General features: G+C 42.4%; 20 protein-coding genes. 6 read left to right on the top strand and 14 right to left on the bottom strand.

Annotated features, from left to right (window positions below; genetic code table 11):
- Window positions 1-4: 4 nt before the first annotated feature.
- Window positions 5-3,463: a methylmalonyl-CoA mutase family protein gene (locus BUC10_RS00285; protein ID WP_073175934.1), complete on the bottom strand. Its 3,459-nt coding sequence runs from the start codon at window positions 3,461-3,463 to the stop codon at window positions 5-7.
- Window positions 3,464-3,606: 143 nt separating this feature from the next.
- Between BUC10_RS00285 and purU the strand changes: the two genes are divergently transcribed.
- The 3 genes from purU to BUC10_RS00270 all read left to right on the top strand — a co-directional run bounded on the left by purU (window position 3,607) and on the right by BUC10_RS00270 (window position 7,109).
- Window positions 3,607-4,455, top strand: coding sequence for a formyltetrahydrofolate deformylase (gene purU / locus BUC10_RS00280; RefSeq protein WP_073175933.1), 849 nt, complete (start codon window positions 3,607-3,609; stop codon window positions 4,453-4,455).
- Window positions 4,456-4,524: 69 nt separating this feature from the next.
- Window positions 4,525-5,229 (top strand): DUF4197 domain-containing protein, encoded by a 705-nt coding sequence (locus BUC10_RS00275; RefSeq protein WP_073175932.1) that lies wholly within the window; start codon window positions 4,525-4,527, stop codon window positions 5,227-5,229.
- Window positions 5,230-5,588: 359 nt separating this feature from the next.
- Window positions 5,589-7,109: a helix-turn-helix domain-containing protein gene (locus tag BUC10_RS00270; RefSeq protein ID WP_073175931.1), complete on the top strand. Its 1,521-nt coding sequence runs from the start codon at window positions 5,589-5,591 to the stop codon at window positions 7,107-7,109.
- Between the two features lie 171 nt (window positions 7,110-7,280).
- Here BUC10_RS00270 and BUC10_RS00265 read toward each other — a convergent pair whose 3' ends face one another.
- A complete protein-coding gene (locus tag BUC10_RS00265) occupies window positions 7,281-7,796 on the bottom strand; it encodes a hypothetical protein (RefSeq protein WP_073175930.1) in 516 nt (171 codons plus the stop codon).
- A 195-nt stretch (window positions 7,797-7,991) separates the two neighbouring features.
- Between BUC10_RS00265 and BUC10_RS00260 the strand changes: the two genes are divergently transcribed.
- A complete protein-coding gene (locus tag BUC10_RS00260; RefSeq protein ID WP_073175929.1) occupies window positions 7,992-8,186 on the top strand; it encodes a hypothetical protein in 195 nt (64 codons plus the stop codon).
- A gap of 5 nt (window positions 8,187-8,191) precedes the next feature.
- On the opposite strand, the gene pyrF is transcribed toward BUC10_RS00260, so the two are convergent.
- From pyrF to BUC10_RS00210, 10 genes are all read right to left on the bottom strand, one after another.
- Window positions 8,192-9,013 (bottom strand): orotidine-5'-phosphate decarboxylase, encoded by an 822-nt coding sequence (gene pyrF / locus BUC10_RS00255; protein ID WP_073175928.1) that lies wholly within the window; start codon window positions 9,011-9,013, stop codon window positions 8,192-8,194.
- Window positions 9,014-9,073: 60 nt separating this feature from the next.
- Complete coding sequence (prfA, locus tag BUC10_RS00250) at window positions 9,074-10,150, bottom strand: peptide chain release factor 1 (RefSeq protein WP_073175927.1); 1,077 nt, start codon at window positions 10,148-10,150, stop codon at window positions 9,074-9,076.
- Window positions 10,151-10,217: 67 nt separating this feature from the next.
- Window positions 10,218-11,537, bottom strand: a complete 1,320-nt coding sequence (locus BUC10_RS00245) for a DUF3570 domain-containing protein (RefSeq protein WP_073177008.1) — start codon at window positions 11,535-11,537, stop codon at window positions 10,218-10,220.
- Window positions 11,538-11,560: 23 nt separating this feature from the next.
- Window positions 11,561-11,770 (bottom strand): DUF4266 domain-containing protein, encoded by a 210-nt coding sequence (locus BUC10_RS00240; protein WP_073175926.1) that lies wholly within the window; start codon window positions 11,768-11,770, stop codon window positions 11,561-11,563.
- Window positions 11,771-11,779: 9 nt separating this feature from the next.
- Window positions 11,780-12,775, bottom strand: coding sequence for an FAD:protein FMN transferase (locus tag BUC10_RS00235; RefSeq protein ID WP_073175925.1), 996 nt, complete (start codon window positions 12,773-12,775; stop codon window positions 11,780-11,782).
- Entirely contained in the window at window positions 12,772-13,212 is a 441-nt protein-coding gene (locus tag BUC10_RS00230; protein WP_073175924.1) for a thioredoxin family protein, read from the bottom strand. Before BUC10_RS00230 ends, BUC10_RS00235 begins: the two co-directional genes overlap by 4 nt.
- A gap of 11 nt (window positions 13,213-13,223) precedes the next feature.
- Window positions 13,224-13,682: a Rieske (2Fe-2S) protein gene (locus tag BUC10_RS00225; protein ID WP_073175923.1), complete on the bottom strand. Its 459-nt coding sequence runs from the start codon at window positions 13,680-13,682 to the stop codon at window positions 13,224-13,226.
- 46 nt (window positions 13,683-13,728) lie between these two features.
- Window positions 13,729-14,907, bottom strand: coding sequence for an AIR synthase related protein (locus BUC10_RS00220; protein WP_073175922.1), 1,179 nt, complete (start codon window positions 14,905-14,907; stop codon window positions 13,729-13,731).
- Between the two features lie 72 nt (window positions 14,908-14,979).
- Window positions 14,980-15,966 carry a serine/threonine dehydratase gene (locus BUC10_RS00215; protein WP_073175921.1) on the bottom strand — a complete coding sequence of 329 codons (987 nt, stop codon included), beginning with the start codon at window positions 15,964-15,966 and terminating at the stop codon, window positions 14,980-14,982.
- A gap of 5 nt (window positions 15,967-15,971) precedes the next feature.
- Window positions 15,972-18,158: a glutamine synthetase III family protein gene (locus BUC10_RS00210; protein ID WP_073175920.1), complete on the bottom strand. Its 2,187-nt coding sequence runs from the start codon at window positions 18,156-18,158 to the stop codon at window positions 15,972-15,974.
- Window positions 18,159-18,370: 212 nt separating this feature from the next.
- Between BUC10_RS00210 and BUC10_RS00205 the strand changes: the two genes are divergently transcribed.
- Window positions 18,371-19,381 carry a glutamine synthetase beta-grasp domain-containing protein gene (locus tag BUC10_RS00205; protein ID WP_073175919.1) on the top strand — a complete coding sequence of 337 codons (1,011 nt, stop codon included), beginning with the start codon at window positions 18,371-18,373 and terminating at the stop codon, window positions 19,379-19,381.
- A 54-nt stretch (window positions 19,382-19,435) separates the two neighbouring features.
- Here the strand turns inward: BUC10_RS00205 and BUC10_RS00200 are convergent, their stop codons facing one another.
- Window positions 19,436-20,374, bottom strand: coding sequence for a calcium/sodium antiporter (locus BUC10_RS00200; protein ID WP_073175918.1), 939 nt, complete (start codon window positions 20,372-20,374; stop codon window positions 19,436-19,438).
- Between the two features lie 553 nt (window positions 20,375-20,927).
- Between BUC10_RS00200 and BUC10_RS00190 the strand changes: the two genes are divergently transcribed.
- Window positions 20,928-22,262 (top strand): cell envelope integrity TolA family protein, encoded by a 1,335-nt coding sequence (locus BUC10_RS00190; RefSeq protein WP_073175916.1) that lies wholly within the window; start codon window positions 20,928-20,930, stop codon window positions 22,260-22,262.
- A 49-nt stretch (window positions 22,263-22,311) separates the two neighbouring features.
- On the opposite strand, the gene BUC10_RS00185 is transcribed toward BUC10_RS00190, so the two are convergent.
- Window positions 22,312-23,616 (bottom strand): prenyltransferase/squalene oxidase repeat-containing protein, encoded by a 1,305-nt coding sequence (locus BUC10_RS00185; RefSeq protein ID WP_131819024.1) that lies wholly within the window; start codon window positions 23,614-23,616, stop codon window positions 22,312-22,314.
- Window positions 23,617-23,765: the final 149 nt, after the last annotated feature.

Genomic DNA, 23,765 nt, shown 5'->3' with positions numbered 1-23,765 from the left:
TCATTTACATATTTCTTCTATACTGGCCCCCAACTTGAAACAAGGCCTGTGTTATTTGTCCCAAGGAGCAATACTTGGACACTTCCATCAAACGCTCAAAAATATTTTCGTTCTGCACCGCCGCATCCTGCAGGGTAATCAATTGCCTGCTTGCTTCCTCCCTATTTCCTTTTTGTAAATTTTTCAGAGTACTTATCTGATCTTGTTTTTCCTCCTCGGTGGCCCTTATCACTTCGGCAGGTAAGACGGTTGGCGAACCCTTCGAGCTCAAGAAAGTATTCACACCAATAATAGGGTATTCACCCGTGTGCTTTAAAGTTTCATAATGCAGACTTTCTTCCTGAATCTTAGAACGTTGGTACATGGTTTCCATCGCTCCCAATACCCCACCTCGCTCGGTAATTCTATCAAACTCCAAAAGCACGGCTTCTTCGACCAAATCGGTAAGCTCTTCAATAATAAAAGACCCTTGCATGGGGTTTTCGTTCTTTGCCAACCCCAGTTCCTTGTTGATAATCAGCTGAATTGCCATGGCCCTTCGTACCGATTCCTCAGTGGGGGTTGTAATGGCCTCATCATAGGCGTTGGTATGCAAGGAGTTGCAATTGTCATAAATGGCATAAAGGGCCTGCAGCGTGGTCCGAATGTCATTGAAATCTATTTCTTGTGCATGAAGGCTCCTTCCTGAAGTTTGGATATGGTATTTCAACATCTGTGCCCTAGGATTGGCCCCGTATTTCTCCTTTAAGGCTTTGGCCCAGATTCTTCGGGCTACCCGACCGATCACAGCATATTCCGGATCGACCCCGTTGGAAAAGAAGAAAGATAGGTTTGGCCCAAATTTGTTGATATCCATTCCCCTGCTGAGATAATACTCTACGTAAGTAAATCCATTGGACAAGGTAAACGCCAATTGGGTAATGGGGTTGGCTCCTGCTTCTGCTATATGGTAGCCGGAAATGGACACCGAATAAAAATTGCGAACCTGATGGGTAATGAAGTATTCTTGCACATCACCCATTAATCGCAGTGCAAATTCAGTGGAAAAAATACAGGTGTTCTGCGCCTGATCCTCTTTTAGGATATCCGCCTGTACCGTTCCCCTTACCTGACTCAAGGTTTCCGTTTTGATCTTGTTATAAACATCTATAGGCAACACTTGATCACCCGTTACCCCTAGCAGCATAAGTCCCAAACCATCGTTTCCCTCTGGTAATTTACCTGAGTATCGGGGACGATCTACGTTCTTCTTCTTATAAATATCAATGATTCTTTGCTCCACTTCCTTTTCAAGACCATTTTGCTTGATATACTTTTCACAGTTCTGGTCTATGGCCGCATTCATGAAAAATCCTAGAAGCATAGGTGCAGGGCCATTGATGGTCATGCTCACCGAGGTCATCGGATCACTTAAGTCAAAACCGGAGTAAAGTTTTTTGGCGTCATCCAAACAACAAATGGAGACCCCCGCATTACCGATCTTACCGTAAATATCAGGTCGATGGTCAGGATCGTTTCCGTATAGCGTAACAGAGTCGAATGCCGTGGAAAGCCGTTTTGCCGGCATATCCAAACTCACGTAATGGAAGCGTCGGTTCGTGCGCTCTGGCCCTCCTTCCCCAGCAAACATACGGGTTGGGTCTTCACCTTCCCTTTTAAAGGGATATAGTCCGGCGGTATAAGGGAACTCCCCTGGAACATTCTCCTGTAAAGTCCAACGCAATATATCTCCCCAAGCAGTATATTTAGGCAAGGAAACCTTAGGGATTTTGCTATGGGACAAAGATTCGGTGTGGGTCTGTATTTTAATCTCCTTGTTGCGCACCGCGAAAGCATAGACCTCTGATTTATACCGTTGCACCTTTTCGTTCCATTTGATAAGGGTTTCCCAATTATGGGGGTCTAAATTCATTTTAACCCGGTCAAATTCTTTTATCAAAAGCTCAAGGAAGACCGTATCATCAGCTTTTTTTAGTTTCGCTTGAAGCCGTTCTTCATCCAATCCTGATTTTGACAAAACATCTGTTAGTGCCCGGGCCTCTTCCATATCCAAAAGCGATGTAATGGTCATGAAAATCCCGTAAAGTTTTTGTGCAATCTTACTTTGCTTGTCAACCAAGCTGTCATAGGAGCGGTTGGTCTCGGCAATTTCCGATAGGTAGCGAGTGCGTGCCGGAGGAATCACATACACCTTTTCACTCATTTCGTTGCTTATTTCAAAATTGGAAATGAGTTTTGACTTTGCCTTGTTCACCAAGGTGTCCATGACTACCTTGTAGAGCTGGTTCATCCCAGGGTCATTGAATTGCGAAGCAATGGTTCCAAAAATAGGTAGCTCCTCCTCTTTGGCATCCCAAAGTCCGTGATTGCGCATGTATTGTTTTTTCACATCACGAATCGCATCCAGAGCACCTCTTTTATCAAACTTGTTTATCGCAACCACATCGGCGAAATCCAGCATGTCAATTTTTTCCAACTGGGTTGCGGCCCCAAATTCCGGGGTCATAACATAAAGTGAAACGTCGCTATGCTCCAATATCTCGGTATCTGATTGACCTATTCCCGAAGTTTCCAGGATAATCAGGTCAAATTTGGCAGCCTTAAGTACCTGAACCGCTTCGGATACATGTTTGGACAAAGCCAAATTGGATTGCCGTGTGGCCAATGAGCGCATATAAACCCTCTCGTTGTTTATGGCATTCATCCTAATACGGTCCCCCAGCAAGGCTCCACCAGTTTTTCTTTTGGATGGGTCCACGGAGATAATGCCAATATGTTTATCCTCAAAGTCATTCAAAAAACGGCGAACCAGTTCATCCACCAAACTTGATTTACCAGCGCCACCGGTCCCAGTTATGCCCAACACGGGAACTTGTCCTATTTGGTTTTCGATTCTTTCCTGATAGGCCTCAAAATCCGAATGCCGGTTTTCCGCCAAAGAAATCAGCCGGGAAAGTGTGTTGACCTGTTTTTGTTCCAGTAGATTTTCCAAAGTACTCCCTTTTGGAACTTTCAAATCAGGAACAGGATGATCACACCGCATTACCAAATCATTGATCATACCCTGCAATCCCATTTCCCTTCCGTCATCGGGTGCATAGATGCGTTCGATACCATAGTCCATCAACGCTTTGATCTCCGATGGTAAGATGACGCCTCCTCCACCACCAAAAATCTTAATATGGCTCGCTCCCCTTTCCTGAAGTAAATCATACATGTATCTGAAATACTCGTTATGTCCACCTTGATATGAGGTCATTGCAATGGCATTGGCATCTTCTTGTATGGCGCAATCCACCACCTCGGAAACACTTCGGTCGTGTCCAAGGTGAATTACCTCAACTCCAGTGGATTGAATAATCCGTCTCATAATATTGATGGCGGCATCATGTCCATCAAACAAGGATGCTGCCGTTACAATTCTAATCTTATGCTTGGGCTGATAGGGCTTAGATTGTTCCATTGGCAATAAAGGGTCAATATTAGGCTTGCAATTTACAGAAAATGCAGGCTAAAATCGGTTTTGTTTCGAATTATATAAAAATTGTTGCTAGTAAGGCCTGCTTTTTTGGAATATCATAATTTTACCATGTTAATTTTTGCTTCATGAAGCTCACCGTACTTATCCACTGCGAAGACCAACCTGGAATTATTAGTTCCGTTACCCAGTTCATTCATGGAAAAAATGGAAACATTATTTACCTAGATCAACATGTGGATAAGGAAGCAGGTGTCTTTTTTATGCGCTTGGAAAGTGAGTTCGATAGCCATTTAGAACTGAGTCATTTCAAGGAAAGTTTTGAACAAAAGTTGGCGAAGACCTATGGAATGGAATGGGATGCGTTTGAAGATGGGCACAAACCAAAAATGGCCATTTTTGTGTCCAAATATAAGCATTGCCTTTACGATTTACTGAGTCGACATAATTCCGGGGAGCTGGACGTGGACATCCCATTTATTCTAAGTAACCATCCAGATTTGAAATATATCGCTGACCAGTTTCAAATCCCCTTCTTTCATGTACCGTTTACCAAAGATATTCGTGAAACTGCGGAAGTGGAACAAATGGAACTTTTAAAGGAACACCAAGTGGATTTTGTAGTTCTGGCCAGATACATGCAAATCGTATCCCCTAAAGTCATTGATGTCTTTCCCCATAAAATCATCAATATTCACCATTCCTTTTTACCCGCGTTTGCCGGCGCCAAACCTTATCATGCTGCCTTTGAGCGAGGAGTTAAAATCATTGGTGCCACAAGTCATTATGTAACCGCCGAACTGGATGCCGGACCAATTATAGAACAGGACGTGACCACGGTGTCCCATACTCATGCCATTAAGGATTTTATAGCCAAGGGACGGGATTTAGAAAAAATTGTGCTTGCACGTGCCGTTCATCTACATGTGGCCAGAAAGACTATAGTCTACAATAACAAAACTGTGATTTTTTCGTAAAATTCTGTTTCTCAGCTGGGTTTTATAAAGTTTCGGTGTAAATTAAGCTCAACTATAAAACACAGAAACATGAAACGAATACTGTTATGCGTTCTGGTATTTCAGCTAGTAGGCTGTACCGAATTGCAACAAGTTGTTAACCAACTTCCACAGGGAACAACTATTGGTGATGGGGAAATAGCGCAGGCATTGCGGGATGCTCTAAACCTTGGAATTGAAAAACAGGTAAACAAATTGGGCCTTAAAGACGGGTTCTTTAAAAATGAACTGGTCAAAATATTTTTGCCGGAAGAATTGAAGAAAGTCGACAAAACTTTGAGGGACATTGGCCTGGGGAACTTGGCTGACGAGGGACTCCGTATTTTGAACCGAGCAGCCGAGGATGCTGTAAAAGAAGCAACTCCCATTTTTGTTGATGCGGTCAAAGGAATTTCCTTTGCCGATGCAAGACAAATTCTTTTGGGAAGTGATACTGCGGCCACTGGTTATTTACAGCGTACCACCGAAACCAAATTATACGACAAATTTAATCCTGTTATTGAGCGTTCTTTCAAAAAAGTGGGAGCCGATCAAATCTGGAGAAACATCATTAACAAATACAATAGTTTGCCATTGACCAATGATGTAAATCCGGACTTAACCGACTACACCACGAAGGAAGCTTTGGACGGGGTTTATAAAATGATAGCTGTGGAAGAGCAGCAAATTAGGACAAAAATTTCGTCTAGGACAACAGATTTGTTAAAGAAGGTGTTCGCTTTGCAAGATAAATGATAAAATTTTCATAATAATGTAATAACTATAAAGTTTTATCGTTATAATCACAACAAAGAAAGACAATTATAACAAATTCCTAAAGTTAATTTAACCTTTCCAAAAAGGTTAAATTGGAATTTTGTAGCAAGTTATCTGAGTTAGCATTTTTTTGAGTTAGTTAGTTTAAACCGGTGCCTGCACCGGTTTTTTCGTCTTCTGAATGCACTTTTTTTCTTTCCCAAACCTCCTAAAAAGCATATTCAAAACAAATTGCCAAGAGTAAACTATTATCGGGGATTACGCTTTTTAGTTTTTTTTTAACACTTCGAATTGAGTAATTCTTTAATTTCAAAGAAGGCTAATTCACTAATCAACTTATGGGACGGTTGTACCTCTTCCTGTTTGTGTTTTTCGTTTCCTGCACCAGTTGCTTGTCAAACACGGGTACCAATATGCTGGATTTTGCGGAAGACGGCAATGTAAGCTTGCAAGATTCTCTTGAATGGGCTGACTATTACTACAATATACACAGGTACAAAAAAGCCATTTCCATATACCAGCGAAATCTAGATAATCCTTCGGCCGAAAAAAACCATATTTTAAAGCGTTTGGCGCTAAGCGAGGCTGCCTTGGATCTTCCCAAAGAATCTACCGCAACCTTGCTATCCTATTTACAGCATGACTTCAATCCAAATTTTCTGTCCAATGAAGGTTTTGACCCTATTCGCAAATCTGATGAATTCAAGCTCATTTCGGAGAGGGTGATACCCAGGGTCACAACCTGGTCACTATTATATCTATTTGTTGCACTGGTAGGATTTTATGTAGTAATATTAATTGTGTTCAACAAACGAATCCATAGGGCTTCAAGGCTCCTGATTGCCCTGTTTGTGTTTATTCATTCCTTCTTTATCCTACACGTTTCCATTAATAGCTCAAACTATTACTTTCAGTATCCCCATACCTATTTAATGTCCACCTGGGGGTCATTCCTTTATGGACCTCTGCTATACTTTTATTTCAAGTGCACCATGCAGAAATACAAGTTCAGGACCCTAGATTTTTTGCATTTGTTGCCAACGGTAGTTTTACTAGGTTATCTTTTTATTACGGTATATAACTTTTCGGGGGACAGCAAAATTCAAGTAATGCTTTCCAGGGTCCAAGAAGGGCTAAATCCCCAAGATTCGGGAAAACTTTTGCTCTTGGTCGTGCTAAAAATCATTTCATTGACCATCTATGGATATTATATCGGTAGGGTATATCAAAAAGGAAAGAGGGAGAAACTAGTAGAAAACAAAAGCCGTATCTGGCAGAAAAACGTTTATCATATTCACATTCTTTATGTAATTACGTATACGGCCTACGGCATCGTGATCGTAAACGGGGTAATCAGCGGCGTTTTTTATGATCTTTCCTTAGCCGCAATGGCTTTGATGGTTCTATATGTTGGCTATTCTGCCAACATACAGCCCGATGTCTTCAGTGGTATATACGCCTATAGCAACCGCTTGTTTCCAAAATATGAGAAATCTGGTCTTACTCCAAGCTTGTCTTTGGAATTGAAAGAAGACCTACTCAATTTATTCGCAATCGATAAAATTTACAGGGAAAATAACATCAGTCTGGATATGGTGGCCCAAAAATTGAACACCACTAGACATAATACTTCTCAAATTATCAATGAACACTTTAATGTCAGTTTTCATGAATTTGTAAATATGTACAGAATCAAGGAAGCCAAGCAACTCTTACTGGAAGACAAATCCAGAAGGCTGAACATCATCAATGTGGCTTACGAAGTTGGGTATAACAACAAGGTTACCTTCAACAAGGCATTCAAGAAAGATACGCAGCTCACTCCAACACAATACCAGAAAAGCGTTATACGCACCTAAGGGTAGTTCAGTAATCTTAAATCGGGAAAGTAAACGTTTATAAGGTTTAGCCATGAAAGCATTCTTCCCGTTGTAATTTAAGGTAATGAACAGCCCAAGCTACTTCCCAAAGATTCTTTGGTCTCATTAGGTACATATTTGAATTAGTCATCAATATAAGCTTCGGGCTGTTTATTTTGTTTTGCTGTATATTCCATCAAAAGCAGTATTAACCACCTCTCCCCCCTGCAGTATTTCCCATAGTTGTCTCACGGTTCCATCTTCGTTCGTCGTCCATGTGATTCTATTCACATACGTTGTACCATCATCTTTAGCAACAGGGTCCGAAGATAGAATCATTTGGTTCCCGTCCCTTTTTCCTTTTAATTTCAAATAGGCACCGGTATTGTCCAACCAAAGTTGCTCCCATTGTTTATCCGTAGCATTATAAAAATTAAGACTCGTCCCTGTGAACCCCGATTTAGCACTCGTCCAATTTTCCCGAATAACGCAACCTCCTTCTACCTGGCTGATTTTACTAGTTCCCGCCGGGGAACCGTCCTTGGCATTCGCTACCGTCCAATCCCCAATCCAAAAATCAAAAGCCCGATGATTATCTGAACAGCATTTACACGATGTTTGATTTTGCGCAAGCATCAAATTAAAAACCAAGAGTGCCGCCAAAAGGGTAATCTTTCTGTAAACCATGATATGTTATTTGTGCAGTTTTGCTTTGAATAAATGTAAGTTAATTTTTTCCCAAGAAAGTACAAGAACGACGGGCTTAGGTTTCCTTCATTGTTAAATTTTAGATAAAGTACCTGATTTTTAGCTGTATAGACCACCTACCCATAGTCCAAGACCAGCTTTAGACCGTATCTTTGTTATAACAAATCTTGTAAAATGAAAAATCAGTATTGCAAAGTTGGGGCAGTTACCCCCATCACAAGCGGAAGCCAGGCAGTTCCCATTTTGGAGTTCATGTATCAGAACTTCATTGAAAAAGCTACAGATGCCACATACATGGATACCAGCTTAGGAGAGTTCTTTAAGCGAAAAGCCCAAGGAATTAAGAAAGTATTGGAAAATCTTGCTTAAAGGATTTAGGTTAACCTATCCAGTTCAACCTCCATTTCTTCTTGAATAGTTTTCGCCTTTAACCCAGCCTTTTCGGCAAAATCCTCACCTTGAGAGGCGTACAGTATACCTCTGGAAGAATTTACCAGCAAACCGATATTTTTTGCCATTCCGTATTTGCAGACCTCCTGCAAATTACCTCCCTGTGCTCCCACACCCGGTACCAACAAAAAACTCTCGGGAACTATTTCCCTTACCTCTTTCAAGAAGGACGCCTTTGTAGCTCCGATTACGTACATCAGATTTTCAGCGTTTTTGTATCCTTGAGACGTCCGCAAAACAGATTTATAAAGCTGTTTACCTTCCACATCCAAGGTTTGGAAATCAAAAGCACCTTTGTTGGACGTAAGGGCCAATAGAATAGTATGCTTGTCCTTAAACTCCAAAAAGGGCTCCACAGAATCTCTTCCCATATAGGGCGCTACGGTAATCGAATCAAAGTTTAAGGTCTCAAAAAATGCCTTTGCATAACGGAATGATGTATTCCCAATATCACCTCGTTTGGCATCGGCTATAGTAAATATATCCGGGTGTTCCACGTTCAAATAATCCATGGTTCGCTCCAAAGACTTCCAACCATTGAGGCCATAGGCCTCATAAAAAGCGATATTGGGTTTATATGCTACGCAATATTCACAAGTGGCATCAATAATGGCTTTGTTGAAGCTGAAAATTGGATCGTCCTCAGAAAGTAAATGCTGTGGCACCTTGTCTAAATCGGTGTCCAAACCGACACATAGGAATGACTTCTTTTTTTTGATTTGGGAAATTAAGTGCTCTATTTTCATGCTAGTTGGTTCTCGTTGGCCTTCATTGTTAGGTTCCTAGTGTTTGAAGCCAAAAATGCGTTAAAAAATCTCCGAAGCCTCCTTAAGTTTCTCCGTATTTTCCACCAACATCAGCTCATCGATAATTTTTTGGACATCGCCGTTGATAATATTCTGCAAATCATATAGGGTAAGTCCAATTCTATGGTCCGTAACCCTTCCTTGCGGATAATTGTAAGTTCGAATTTTTGCTGAACGATCGCCACTACTTACCTGTGAATTTCGCTTGGCCGCATCCTCTTCCTGTTTTTTGGCCAATTCCAGGTCGTACAATCTGGATCGAAGCACCTTAAAAGCCTTCTCCCTGTTCTTGTGCTGCGACTTTTGGTCTTGACACTGGGCCACCAATCCTGTAGGCACGTGTGTCAAACGAACAGCGGAATAGGTTGTGTTTACCGATTGTCCACCCGGACCAGATGAGCAGAAGTAATCAATTCGAACATCTTTAGGGTCAATTTGAACGTCAAAATCCTCCGCCTCTGGAATCACCATTACAGTGGCCGCACTGGTATGCACCCGTCCCTGGGTCTCAGTTTGCGGCACACGTTGCACACGATGCACCCCGGCTTCAAACTTTAGGGTTCCGTAGACATCTTCTCCAGACACTTCAAAATGGATTTCCTTATATCCACCACTGGTACCCTCGTTCAAATCTATTATGTTGGTTTTCCAGCCCTTGGATTCGCAATACTTGGTATACATACGGAAGAGGTCTCCAGCAAAAATACTGGCTTCATCACCGCCTGTTCCTGCCCTGATCTCCACAACCACATCCTTTTCGTCTTCAGGGTCCTTTGGTATGAGTAGAAATTTAATCTCCTCTTCCAGCTTGGGAAGACCATCCTTGGCCTCCTCCAGTTGCATTTTGGCCATCTCCACCATCTCGACATCACTTCCATCCGCAATAATCTCCTCGGCTTCGTTAATATTGTTGGTCAACTCAACGTATTTTTCCCGTTTGTCCACCAATACCTTAAGGTCCTTGTACTCCTTGTTGAGCTTTACATACTTTTTCTGGTCAGAGATGATATCAGGTTGGATGATAAGGTCGGAAACCTCATCAAAACGTTGTTTTACAATGTTGAGTTTGTCAAGCATAAATCAATCCGCGTTAGGAATGCGAATTTACAATTTTTGATTGGATTGTTTTTTGAAGAAACCAAGGCTAATTTCCCACAAAAGTGGTTCCCAGAGAGATAATATAGGCGTTTAGACCATCACTTCTGTCATAGGCATTGAACCTAAGGTCAATAGTTTTTAAACCAAAAGAAAATAGCTTTGCATTGGCCAACAGGTCCTTGTATTGAATCCCCACCCCATATTGATGGGCATAGTAGCTGGACAGATCGTAATCGGAGGTGTAGAATTCAAAGGATGACAGCGCTCCTTCCTTGGGGTAGAAATAATCCGCCGCTGACTGTGTGTAATACCTATAGTTTGGATACAGGGTAAATCTATCGTTCAGCTTTAATGGCACTTCCAAACTTGCCGTGTGAGAGGTTATGCCCCAGTCGTCCCAATAAAACCGGTAATAAGAGCGCAGCACCATAAAATCATTCACGTAGTAATTAAGCCTACCACCCACAGGTATTTTGAACCTATTATCAGGAAGTCGTTCTACGTCGTCTGCCAATTGGAAATCATCAATAAAAAAAGCTTCGGTATCACCAAAATAAACGCGTTGGAAAGGTGTGCTCAACAGCCCATTTTGCGTAACCACATCCGCAAAAATAGCACCCTGTAACTTTTGTGTTAGAATTTGGGAAAAGCTAAATGATGCTGAATACGAATTCCTATTTTCACTTTGGAAAGGCGTAAAAGAAGGATTGTATGTTCCATTACCCGTAACCCGATCATCAAAAAAACCTTGTCTAAGCTCTATAGGGTAAATCGCATTCCATTTGTCTAAAAACACACGTCCACCAAGGCTTAGCTCTGTATTTTTCTCGTTGAACAACCGAGTGTAGCTGCCTCCAAAACCCAACGAAAAATAATCGTATTCTGTTGAAAAATATAGGTCTGCACTCCAAATGGAGTTTCTATCCGTAGAACTGTGCTGATAACTGGGATTGAAATAGGCAAGCAAATCCTTTCTGGACTCCCCTGAAGAAGCATCAAAAGGAGTGGTATTCAGATTCCCCCCGTCCAAGGGATCCACATTACTGGACGATGCAGAGGTATAGGCAGACAAACCAACGTCCACGGTAAGTACATCGTTTTCATTCATGGGAATCCGCAACACCAACGTAGAGGTGGCATCGGTCAACTCCTCTGTTCCCTCACCACCGGTCACGGCAGCGTTTTGACCATCCTGGTCATAATAACTGAAAAGTAAATCAACTTCGCTGGCCTCCAAAACCCTTTTAGTGTATGAATTATTGGTCTGCTGTCCCCAAATTGCCGGACTTATTAAACCAACCAACAATAACCAAAAAGCTAATCCAAATCCGGATTTTCGAATTGTTAGCGTATTGGACAGAACCATCTTAGGCTTTTTTGTTTTAGTCCTTAGTTGCATCCGCATCCCCCACCCGATTTTCCACCATTGGCACCAGCAGAGCCTTCGCGATAAATCTGAAAATTGGTTTCAAAACGTTCGCAGGGCCTTGCGCCCAACAACATTTCTTGATCGTTGACGTATACCATGTCATATTCCCGAACCGCCACACAGGAACTGGTGAAAATTAGAATACACAATAAATAGAACACTTTATTCATGTCTTATAGCTAAGGGTTGTCATTGAATACTATTCCCGTACTCCTATGGATTTTATTATCCGAATCCACCACTACCGCCTCTGCGCCATCCATCTGGTTGATCAGGTGAATACCACTATCCTTCCCCATGATAAATACCGCGGTAGCCAAGGCATCACATAACTCAGCATGTTTGGCAAAAACAGATACACTCTGAACTCCAGAAGTAGGATAACCCGTCCTAGGATCAATGATATGTGAATATTTTTTTCCGTTCAGGATTATGAATTTTTCATAATTGCCAGATGTAGCCACCGAGGACTCCACCACCGGCAACCAACTAAACACCTTCTCCTTGCTCAAAGGATTGGCAATACCGACCAGCCATTTCTCTCCCGTTGTCTTGGTGCCCCAAGTGGTGAGATCCCCAGACGCATTGATAATTCCCCCTTTTACCTGTTTAGAGATCAAGAGCTCTTTAGCCCTATCCGCAGCATAACCCTTACCGATAGCTCCAAAGCCAATGCGCATGCCTAGTTCCTCAAGAAACACGGTGCTTTCATCAGGATTCAGAATGATTTTTTCGTGGCCAATTTTCGAAACAGACTGTTGGATTGCCTTTTCAGAAGGTGAGCGGTCCATGCTCCCATCAAATTTCCAGATGTTATCCATGGATGCATAGGTAATATCAAAGGCACCATCGGTAATTTCTGATATTTTTTTGGCGCGTTCTATCAATCCAAAAAGTTCTGCACTCACTTTAGTGGGCCTAATGCCCGCATTGGAATTAATTTTTGAAGTCTCCGAGGTCTCATCCCAAGAAGAAATGATTTTTTCTATCCGTTTGATTTCGGATACCGCCTCGTTGATATTGATGTAACCTATGTCCTCATTTGGGGCAATTACCGTGATTTCAAACCGGCTCCCCATCAATTTCATGGTTTTTTTTACGGTAACGTCATTGGGTTCCTGACCAAAAGACAGGGAACAAATCCAGCCGAATATGAGAACCAGAAGTGCCCTCATTGCACAAATCCATTGAGCAATAAGATATAATCGGAAGGTGAAGCTTTTTTATTGAACCCAGTGGTCCCTAAAACTGATTTTTCCTTGTCCAGCACTACCACCAACGGAAAATGACCTTTGGGGTTATAGGCCTCAAAAAGTGATTTGTTCCGATTCAGCTTCTCAGGTGAAAGTTGGTTTTTTTTCTTTTTGGGAAAATCGGCATTGAAAAGCACGTAGTGCTCGTCGGCATATTCAAGAAATTCGTCTGAATCCAAGATATTTCGTTTGAACCGAATGCAAGGACCACACCAATCTGACCCGGAAAACACCAATACTATGGGTTTATCCTCCTGACTTGCCGCGCTGAGCGCGTCGTCAAAACTATCCTGCCAATGTTGCGCTTGGGCCAAACCAAAGCACAAAACACCAAATAATATGGTCAAAAAGTGTTTCATAAATTACGATGCTATGATTCAAATACCCTAAGGCTGTCTCCGTTAAGTTCCGTACTGAAAACCCGTAATGGATTATTGGTCACCGAATTCAATGGGGTTCCATTTTGACTGAATCGGGAACCATGGGTGGAACAACTAAAGACACCTCCATCCTGTGCCAAGAAACGGACTTCTTCCGTCTGCTGATGGCTGCAAATCTGACTTGCGGCGATGAGCTCACCTTCCAAGTTTCTGGCCACAACTATATCAGTATATCCAAGTCCGGGGTCCGACTTCACCAAAATGAAGCCACCGTTGCTTTCCAAAGGGCTCGATTCCGGAGCTGTGAGGTCAACGGTAAAGTCCACTCCGTCAGGTTCAGGAAATTGTTCCAAATCCTCAGAATCCGTAGAGCAACCGTTTAAACATGGGAATGTAAGGGCAAATGCAGCACCTGCGCCCAAACTTCGTAGAAAATCTTTTCTTTCCATAGCGTGGGGTTTATAGAAAGAACGCTAATTTAACGGGATTCGTATGCTAGTATTCAAACTTGCCAAACTCACTTTGGATGGTTAATTTTTTGGCGTCCGAAGCCTCCACTCTACCAACAATCCTAGCTTCTACACCAAAGTCCTTGGAAATGGAAATAATCTCATCCGCAACTGATTGGTCTACATACAATTCCATACGATGCCCACAGTTGAACACTTGGTACATCTCTTTCCAATCGGTTTGGGATTGTTCCTGGATCAGTTTAAAAAGCGGCGGTATCGGGAATAAATTATCCTTGACAATATGGTTTTTCTCAATAAAATGAAGGATTTTGGTCTGGGCCCCACCGCTACAGTGCACCATCCCATGGATTTCCTGCGAACTAAACTGTCCCAATACTTCTTTGATTATTGGAGCATACGTTCTAGTGGGGGACAACACCAACTTACCAGCATCTAAAGGGGCATCATCAACTGTATCCGTTAGCCTTGTGTTTCCAGAATACACCAAATCCTCTGGCACAGCAGCATCAAAACTTTCCGGGTATTTCTGGGCAAGGTACTTGCCAAAGACATCATGTCTGGCCGAGGTAAGTCCATTGCTTCCCATTCCGCCATTATATTCGTTTTCATATGTCGCCTGCCCAAAAGAAGCCAAACCTACAATCACATCACCCGGTCGGATATTGGCATTATCGATAACATTCTGTCGTGACATACGGGCCGTAACCGTTGAATCCACAATAATGGTTCGAACCAAATCGCCAACATCTGCGGTCTCCCCGCCCGTTGAATGAATGGTGATTCCATGTTGACCTAAATCAGCAATAAGTTCTTCAGTCCCATTGATGATGGCCGAAATCACCTCTCCGGGTATCAGATTCTTATTTCGCCCAATAGTAGACGACAGCATTATGTTATCTGTAGCTCCAACACAAATCAGGTCATCGATATTCATGATCAAGGCATCCTGAGCAATTCCTTTCCAGACCGAGATATCCCCAGTTTCCTTCCAATACATATAGGCTAGGGACGACTTGGTTCCAGCGCCATCAGCATGCATGACCAGACAATGGTCTTCGCTACCGGTCAGATAATCCGGGACAATCTTACAAAAGGCCTTCGGAAACAAACCTTTGTCAATATTCTTTATGGCATTATGAACGTCCTCCTTGGACGCGGAAACACCCCTTTGGGCATATCGCTTGCTGTTGTCTGAAGACATAAACTGATTTTGCGCAAAAATAGGGAAAGTAAGTACTTTTCCCTATCAAATTCATCTTGGTTTGTATGGCTTTTATAAGCTTGGGGATTGATCCAAGTAATTGGACTCCCAAATTTTGGACCGGGTAGGTTGATCAATATTTCCTCCGGAAATAACCACTAAAACTCTTTTGCCCGGATTCTGACCCTTAAGCCATTGAACAACACCTTCCATACTCATTGCACTGGTAGGTTCAATTGTACATTTCAGCAAGTGGGTTAGCCATTGCGTCCAATACACCATGCGGTCCTCATCAATTTCATAGAATCCGTCCAATTGTTTTAGGTATTCAAAGGTAATGTCTCCCACCGCCATTGTCATAGCTCCATCCGCCAGCGTATCAGGGACATTTGCCAGTCTTTGTACGCTCCCTTTTCGTAAGGATTCGGCAGCATCGTTGGCCCGTAATGGCTCCACTCCCATTACTTTGGTTTGTGGAGAAAGCCCCCTAGCGGCGATCAACGTACCAGATAGCAACCCTCCTCCCCCACACGGTGCAAAAACAGCATCCATATCGTCCAAATCACAAAGAGCTTCATAAGCTGCAGTTCCTTGCCCACAGATTACCTGCTCGTGGTTGTAGGGAGGTATCCAATAGGTTCCCTCTTTTTGTGCCGCTTCCCTAACTTTTTCATCGGTAATATCCCTTGTCTTGCTCAATACCACCTGCGCTCCATAGGATCGGGTTGCTTGGATTTTTACTTTTGACGAGTACTCCGGCATAAAAATCGTGGCAGGTACGCCAAATTTGTTGGAGGCATAGGCTACTGCCTGGGCATGATTCCCAGAACTATTGGCAACAATATGGCCTGGTTTTTTTCCATTTTCAGTCAGCCACGCCAAGGTATTGCAACCGCCTCTTGCCTTGAAGGCTCCTATTTTCTGAAAACATTCCGCCTTAAAAAAAATCTCATGCCCCAACCACTGATTCAACAAGGAGGATGAAAGTAAAGGAGTCTTGTTTATAAATCCACTGATACGGCCTGAAGCACTTTGTATGTCCTCTAGCGTTAAATCCATATGATTTACTTGGCAAAAAGAAGTTCTCGATATTTGGTGAACGGCCACAGTTCATCGGAAACTAATTTTTCCAATTTGTCCGATTGTTCCCGGATATCATCAAAAATAGGCTTAACATTATTGCAATAGGCTTGCGCTCTTTTGTTAATGGTTGAGAGGTTGTTCGCACGTTTTCTGGACGCCGTCATTTCATCCGTCATTTTTTTAATTTCAGCCACGTGCTCACCAATTTGCTCCAAAATATTTAATTGGCTCACCGCCACTTTGTTGTAGGCGGCCCCATATACTTCCTTTAGACCTATGACATTTTCCAACAACACATTTTGGTAACGTACCGCTGCAGGTATAATATGGTTATATACCATTTCTCCAAGAACCCTGCCTTCAATCTGCACATGGAAAATATAGGCTTCGAGCTCCACTTCCTGGTGGGCCTTTAGCTCCACCTCGCTCATAACATCCATTTCCTGAAACAGTGAGATACTTTCTTTAGAGGTAAGTACCTGAAGTGCTTCCGGAGTATTTTTGTTGTTGCTCAACTTTCTTTTTCGGGCTTCATCCTGCCATTCCACCCCGTAGCCATCACCATCAAATCGAATCCGTTTGGATGTCTTTATATATTCCCGAAGCACGTTGAACACCGCTTCATCTTTCTTTAGGTTCTTCTTATCAATCAGTGCATCAACCTCTTTTTTAAAATCGGTCAATTGCTTGGCCACAATGGTATTCAAAATGGTCATGGGCTTGGCACAGTTAGTCTTTGCGCCAACACCCCGCATCTCAAACTTGTTTCCAGTAAAGGCAAAGGGAGAGGTTCTATTTCTATCCGTATTGTCCAATAAGATTTCAGGGATTTTCCCAACAACATTCAACTTCAGCTCCGTCTTTTCCTGTGGGGAAAGTTTTCCCTTGGAAACGCCTTCCAATTCATCCAGAACATCGCTCAGTTGTTGTCCAATGAATATGGAGAATATTGCTGGCGGAGCCTCGTTAGCCCCTAAGCGATGATCATTGCTGGCAGAGGCAATGGAAGAACGCAAAAGCTCTTCATATGCATCAACGGCCTTAATGGTGTTCACAAAGAAGGTCAAGAATTGAAGGTTCTTCATGGGAGTTGAACCTGGACTCAATAGATTCACGCCGGTATCCGTCGCCAATGACCAGTTATTATGCTTCCCCGACCCATTGACTCCTTGGAATGGTTTTTCATGGAACAAGACCGTAAATTGGTGTTTATCGGCCACCTCTTCCATAACATCCATAAGCAGCAGATTATGGTCATTAGAAAGATTTGCTTCCTCAAAAACAGGCGCAAGCTCAAACTGATTTGGAGCCACTTCATTGTGGCGTGTTTTAACTGGTATGCCCAATTTGGTGCATTGCTTTTCCAAATCACTCATAAAACTAAGTACCCGACTTGGTATAACTCCAAAATAGTGGTCATCCAATTGTTGACCCTTTGCAGCGGCGGTTCCCACTAATGTTCTCCCCGTCATCACCAAATCCGGTCTGGATCGAGCTAAGGCCTTGTCCACTAGAAAATATTCCTGTTCCCAACCCAAAGTGGCATGCACCTTTCGGACGTTCTTGTCAAAATACTGTGCAACTCCAGTGGCAGCCTCGTCAACCGCATGTAATGCCCTTAACAAGGGTGCTTTATTATCCAGTGCCTCCCCGGTATAGGCCACAAAAATGGTGGGTATGCATAAGGTCGTTTTATAAATAAAGGCCGGTGAAGTGGGGTCCCAAGCGGTATAACCTCTTGCCTCAAAGGTGTTGCGAATGCCCCCACTCGGAAAACTAGAGGCGTCCGGTTCCTGCTGAACCAATTGGGCTCCTCCAAACTTTTCCATTGCCCTCCCATCGGGCAAAATATCAAAAAAAGCATCGTGCTTTTCAGCGGTTGAGCCCGTCAGCGGCTGAAACCAATGGGTGTAATGCGTTGCTCCCATGGAGAGTGCCCAAGCCTTCATACCTTCAGCTACCTGGTCAGCTATTTTTCTATCAATTTTGGTTCCCTGAAAAATTGCGGACTTTACCTTATCCAAAGCCTCACTTGTTAAGAATTGAAGCATTTTTTCCTCATTGAACACTTGTTGGCCAAATAGGGCCGAGCGTCTGCCCGTTTCTTCCATTCCGGCAGGGACCCTGGCTCCACTTTCCGCCAAGGCCATAAATCTTCTGTTTGACATTGTTAGGGTTGTTTGAAATGCGAAATTACAATTAACAATTTAATAATATACGCTTCAATTTTTACTTTTTTGACATTTAACCCCATGAATTTTAGGGGTAACTTAAAATATAAGGTGCCATTTGTTATTTTAACCCTTCAAAAGATATATTATCGAGAGAAAAACATACTTTTGTCAATCATAAAATTTGAGAACAAATAACTACCGCAATTATGAGCAAATCTAAATTAGAGTACATCTGGTTGGATGGCCATCATCCAACTCAAAACATGAGGAGTAAAACTAAAGTTGAAGATGATTTTAGTGGAAAGTTGGAAGATTGTCCAATATGGTCCTTTGATGGTTCTTCTACAGAACAAGCATCGGGAGATTCTTCTGATTGCTTATTAAAACCTGTTGCCATTTATCCAGACCCCGTAAGAAAAAATGGTTGGTTGGTAATGGCCGAGGTATTAAATGCTGATGGAACCCCACACGCTTCCAACGCCAGGGCAACCATTGATGATGACGATAATGACTTTTGGTTTGGGTTTGAGCAGGAGTATTTTCTAATGGACACCAAAACCGATTTACCCTTAGGGTTTCCACGTGGCGGATTTCCAGGACCACAAGGTAAATACTATTGTTCTGTTGGAGGAAGATATACATGGGGCAGGGATTTAGTGGAAGAGCATGCTGATTTGTGTATTGAGGCCGGATTGAATTTTGAAGGTATAAATCAAGAAGTGGCGCCAGGTCAATGGGAATTCCAATTGTTTGCCAAAGGGGCCAAAAAAGCAGGTGACGAAATTTGGATTGCCCGTTATTTATTGGACAGGTTGACCGAAAAGTATGGATATTATATCGAATACCACCCAAAACCTGTTAAGGGAGATTGGAATGGTTCCGGTATGCACGCCAACTTCTCAAACACTACTTTGAGAACCTGTGGTTCCAAAGAAATGTATGAAAAAATTTGTGAAGCCTTTAGACCGGTTACGGATGAACACATTGATGTTTATGGTGAATTTAATGATGAGCGTTTGACAGGATTGCACGAGACTGCCCACGTTTCTGATTTTTCTTATGGAGTTTCGGACAGGGGAGCTTCCATTAGAATACCAATTATTACAGTTGAAAAAGGCTGGAAAGGTTGGTTGGAAGATAGAAGACCAGCTTCAAACGGAGATCCGTACAAAATTGCGGGCAGAATTATTAAAACCGTGAAGTCTGCAGATGTATAGTATTTAATTAGTTGTTGACAATAGTTTGAAAGCCGCCCTTAATGGGGCGGTTTTTTATTTTATGGTCAGATAAACAAAGGTGACATAAAACAACAACAAGATCAATCCATCACGCCATCCCAATCGCAAGCCTTTTGGGAAGAAAACCAAAGGAAGTATCAAAAAAGAAATGCCCAGCATCCAGAAAATATCACTAGATAGCAGTCCTTGATCAATCACTTGAATTGGGGTGATAATCGAGGTTATTCCCAACACCGCCAAAAGATTAAAGATATTGGAGCCAATAAGATTCCCCAATGAAATAGCCTTCTCCTTTTTAAGAATGGCGATAATAGAGGCTGCCAATTCGGGAATACTCGTGCCCACGGAAACTATGGTAATGCCGATTACCCGGTCACTGACGCCTAATGAAGATGCCATCCCCACAGCACCCTTGATCAACAATTCCGATCCACCCCAAAGTGCCGTGCCACCTATCCCTAAAAAAAGAACTATTTGATACAAAGGCAACGGGGTATCATCCTCAGGCATTTCATCCACAACGGCCGTTTTTTGGAACCTAAGAAGGTACACTAAGAAGAGAAACAAGAAAACCACAAGAACAATCCCTTCATATTGTTGCAGTTCCCCATCAAAATAGATAAACCCACAAAATAACAGGGAAGCCACCATCATAACCGGCCAATCCGTGGTATAGAAACTCTTACGCACATCAATACTTCCCATCAGGACAGTTATTGCCAGCACTAGCCCCAAGTTCGCAATGTTTGACCCCACAACATTCCCTAAGGCCAAATCCGGAAAACCATCCAGGGCGGCTTTAATACTAACTATAAGTTCGGGAGCAGAAGTAGCAAAGGAGACTATTGTCATTCCTATGACAATTTTCGGGATGGCCAAACGCAGCGACAAGGCTACAGCCGATTTCAACAACCAATTTCCACCCGCTATAAGTAAAACAAGTCCTAAAACAATAAAAAGTAAATTCACCAAGGGCTAAAATTTGCTGTAAATATAGATGAAGATTTATTCGCCCAAAGCGTGCGGGGAAAAATATTGCTTAACACCTTCAAAATTCATTCTTGAACCCTTAAAAAAACATAGTTTTTTTGAGACTTCAACCATACAGGAATCACAAGATTTCAAATTTCCAAACAAACGAAATCACTCAAAATGCCCTTTTTTTGAACGAAAAGTCCCTTGGTTTTGAAAATAGACCTCAAATACCCCCTACAAATATTACAATCTATAATATATTTTTACTTTATAACTTATGTTTTAAAACATTAAGCAAGGAAGTCACATTATTTTTAAAGTGTATTGTATTTTTTTAGCTTCAATGTTGTATTCAATTGTATTGATTTCCTTCCAAAAATTTGGAAACATGATTCTTCTCATTTTATCTTAAAAAAAGTAACCGGTTAACAACAGTTTTTCAACCCTTAAAAAATTAATCAACACGATGATTACAATTGTCAAGTTTTTGGTGCTCCTGGCCATCCAGTTGCTCAGCATCATTTTTGTTTAACCCTTTAAAACCAATACTATGCTTACATTATTTGGAATACTCATAATACTTTTAGGAATTGTAACCTTGGTTGCCAAACCTATTTTTAAACAAAGTAAGTTGCTACTGTGGTTTACCTCACGACGCAGTCTACAAATCATAGGTATTGGAATCCTTATGAGTGTGGTAACCGGTACCTTCTTTTATGCCGAACCAGGTACGGCCTATGCGGTCCAATACCCCTGGGGAGGCCAAAAAGCAGTCTTCAGACAGGGTATACACACCAAAATGTGGGGTAGATTAATTCCAATTCAGTTTGAATTGCCCATAAAATATGTGATTCCAAGTCAAGAACATGGTTTGGGCGAGCAGAGTGAATATGCCAATGTGGATGAAGCCAAATATTGGGCTTTCAGTGATGCGGTAAAGGCGAGAATTGCCACCTCGGTGGTAATAAGTATCAACACTGTGGACGAATCCCAATTTTTATCTGTGGCAGATCGCAACAAAACGGAAAAGAATCTCATTCGCTCGAGAATCATACCCAATATTGACCAGTCCATAAAGAACACTTGTAAACTTATGGACGCCCAAGATTATATTTCTGGACAGGCTTCTGATTTTGACCGCTACTTTAAAGATCAATTGGAAAATGGAATGTATGTTCTGGAGGAGTACGTTAACAACGAGCAAAGAGATATTATTGGAGACAGCAGTACGGTGAGAACCATTGTCAATAAGGAATCGAAGCAGAAACGTTTCCGTATTAAGTTTAAGGATGGAAAACCTATTCGAGAAGAAGGTAATTCCCTTGGAGCATACGGTCTAACAGTGGTGCAGGCCGTGGTTACCGAAATTGACTGGGAAACCACTTTTGACAAGCGACTGCAATTACAGAAGGAAGAGGTAGCCCAAACCCAATTGGAAAAGCAGCAAGCTGAGCGTGAATTCTATCGCGCCCAAAAGGAAAAGGCAAAAGGCGAGGCTGAAAAAGCTGCAGAACGCGCCCGACTTGAAAAGGAGCAAATCCAAAAGACCATTGCTGCTGAAACAGAGGCAAAAGTGGCCGAATTCAACTTAGTTAAGGAAAAGAAACAGTTTGAGGTGGAAAAATTCAAGGCGCAGAGCAAAAAGGTTGCCGCTGATGCGGAAGCCTACCAGAATGCCAAGCTTGTCAATGCGGGTCTAACCCCTCAGGAAAGAGCCGAGTGGGATTACAAAACCTCGGTTGGCGTGGCCCGTGAACTCAAGGAGCTACGTTTACCCGAAATTTTTATTGAGGGAAGTGAATCCAAAAATTCGGACAATACTTTGCTCGAGTCATTGATTGGGGCAGATTTGGCCAAACAGATGATGAAAAAAGGTGAAAAATAGTAAAAAGAACCCGGTCCTATGACCGGGTTTAATTTTGTTAGCCAATACCTTATTTCTCCTCTCCTATTCGTTGCAGAAAATCAATGTCTTCCTCCACAGTTAGGAGCAATAAACTTGTTGCCGTACAAAAGACGGGGCTTGTAATACAGTGATGTCCATTCCAGCTACCATCCTCATTTTGGATTTTTAGGATGCGGCCTCCAATATCATCATACCATTTCTTCCAGTCTTCATCCTTATTTACCAACATGGACTCACCAGTTTGCAAATAACTTAGAAATTCTTCTCCCCCGTTATTTCCAAAACCATCCAACACCTCATCCTTTTGCGCCACAACTTTTGCTGACTCATAAACCTTATAGGCTGTACCATACTTCTGGGCTTCTCCGCTAACATATCCTATCTCTTCCAAGGTTTCCGCATTGATTTCGGCATCGGCAGCAATCTTTCCCTCTGCTTTTGCCCTTTTGATATCAGCTTTCGCCTTTCTGGCCTCTTTTGCACTTGCCCTGACGCTCCCGCTTATGGAATACAGCACTATTCCAGCCCCATCATCTGTTTTGACCGTTCCATCTTCATCATTATAATTGTCCTTTTGATACTTTTTTGACCTTTCCAAGACCTCCTTATCAACGGTGGCGCCCACCGCCTGCGCAGATTCCAAAGCACTATTTGCCATACCACTTTGCAGAACCCCGGCCCAACCGGCTCCTTTTTGTCTTCCGTTACCATCGGTACCATCCTGAATACGGGCAATGCAAACATCCAAACATCTGACAACACGCTTTTTATCCATACCTGTTAGGTTCCTGTCTAGGATATTGGAAAGAAACTGTGCTGCCAAAACCGCATCGATGTTCTCGCCCAGTTTTGTTTGTATTTGGGTGTTTCTGACCCTTGTAATATATGGACTATCATCCCCAATACTTTCTATGGTCTCCAAAATGTAATTCAATGCATTCCTAAGGCTTTCCGAATTTGCCCCCTTTTCCAATTCGACCCCACTGCGTAACAATGCCATTCCAACCATGGCCGTGGTAGCAGGATCAGCTTTAACCGCATGTGGATCTCTTACATATTGGGCCGAATGACTTCCGGCACCATAACCACCATTGGGCAGTTGGGCCTGGGATAACCATTGAAGTCCATCGCGGACAGCCAACTGGGTGTTTTGGTTTGATTTATAACGGTTGAAACCATCAGATGGTTGCTCACCCATTACGGTCATAAACACACAGCCTTTCTCTGGCTGCAAAGTACGTTTCGGCTTTGATGCTATCAGAGTGCCATAAAGCACAAAGCCAATCAGTGCCATGATAGGCACAAACAGAAGTTTCAGTTTTGTCTTCATCATTGAAAATTTTTAATTCGTGCTGAAACTAGCCAAATGACCTATACAATAAAATGGGCAATTAGGCAGATGTGATTTCCACTGAGGGAAGTGTATGCGACATTGAGTAAAGCTTTTAGAAATCCTCTACCTAACGCCGCCCATACTACCGG

Source organism: Flagellimonas flava (assembly GCF_900129665.1).
GTDB lineage: Bacteria > Bacteroidota > Bacteroidia > Flavobacteriales > Flavobacteriaceae > Flagellimonas > Flagellimonas flava.
This window is presented reverse-complemented; position numbering and strand designations above follow the sequence as displayed.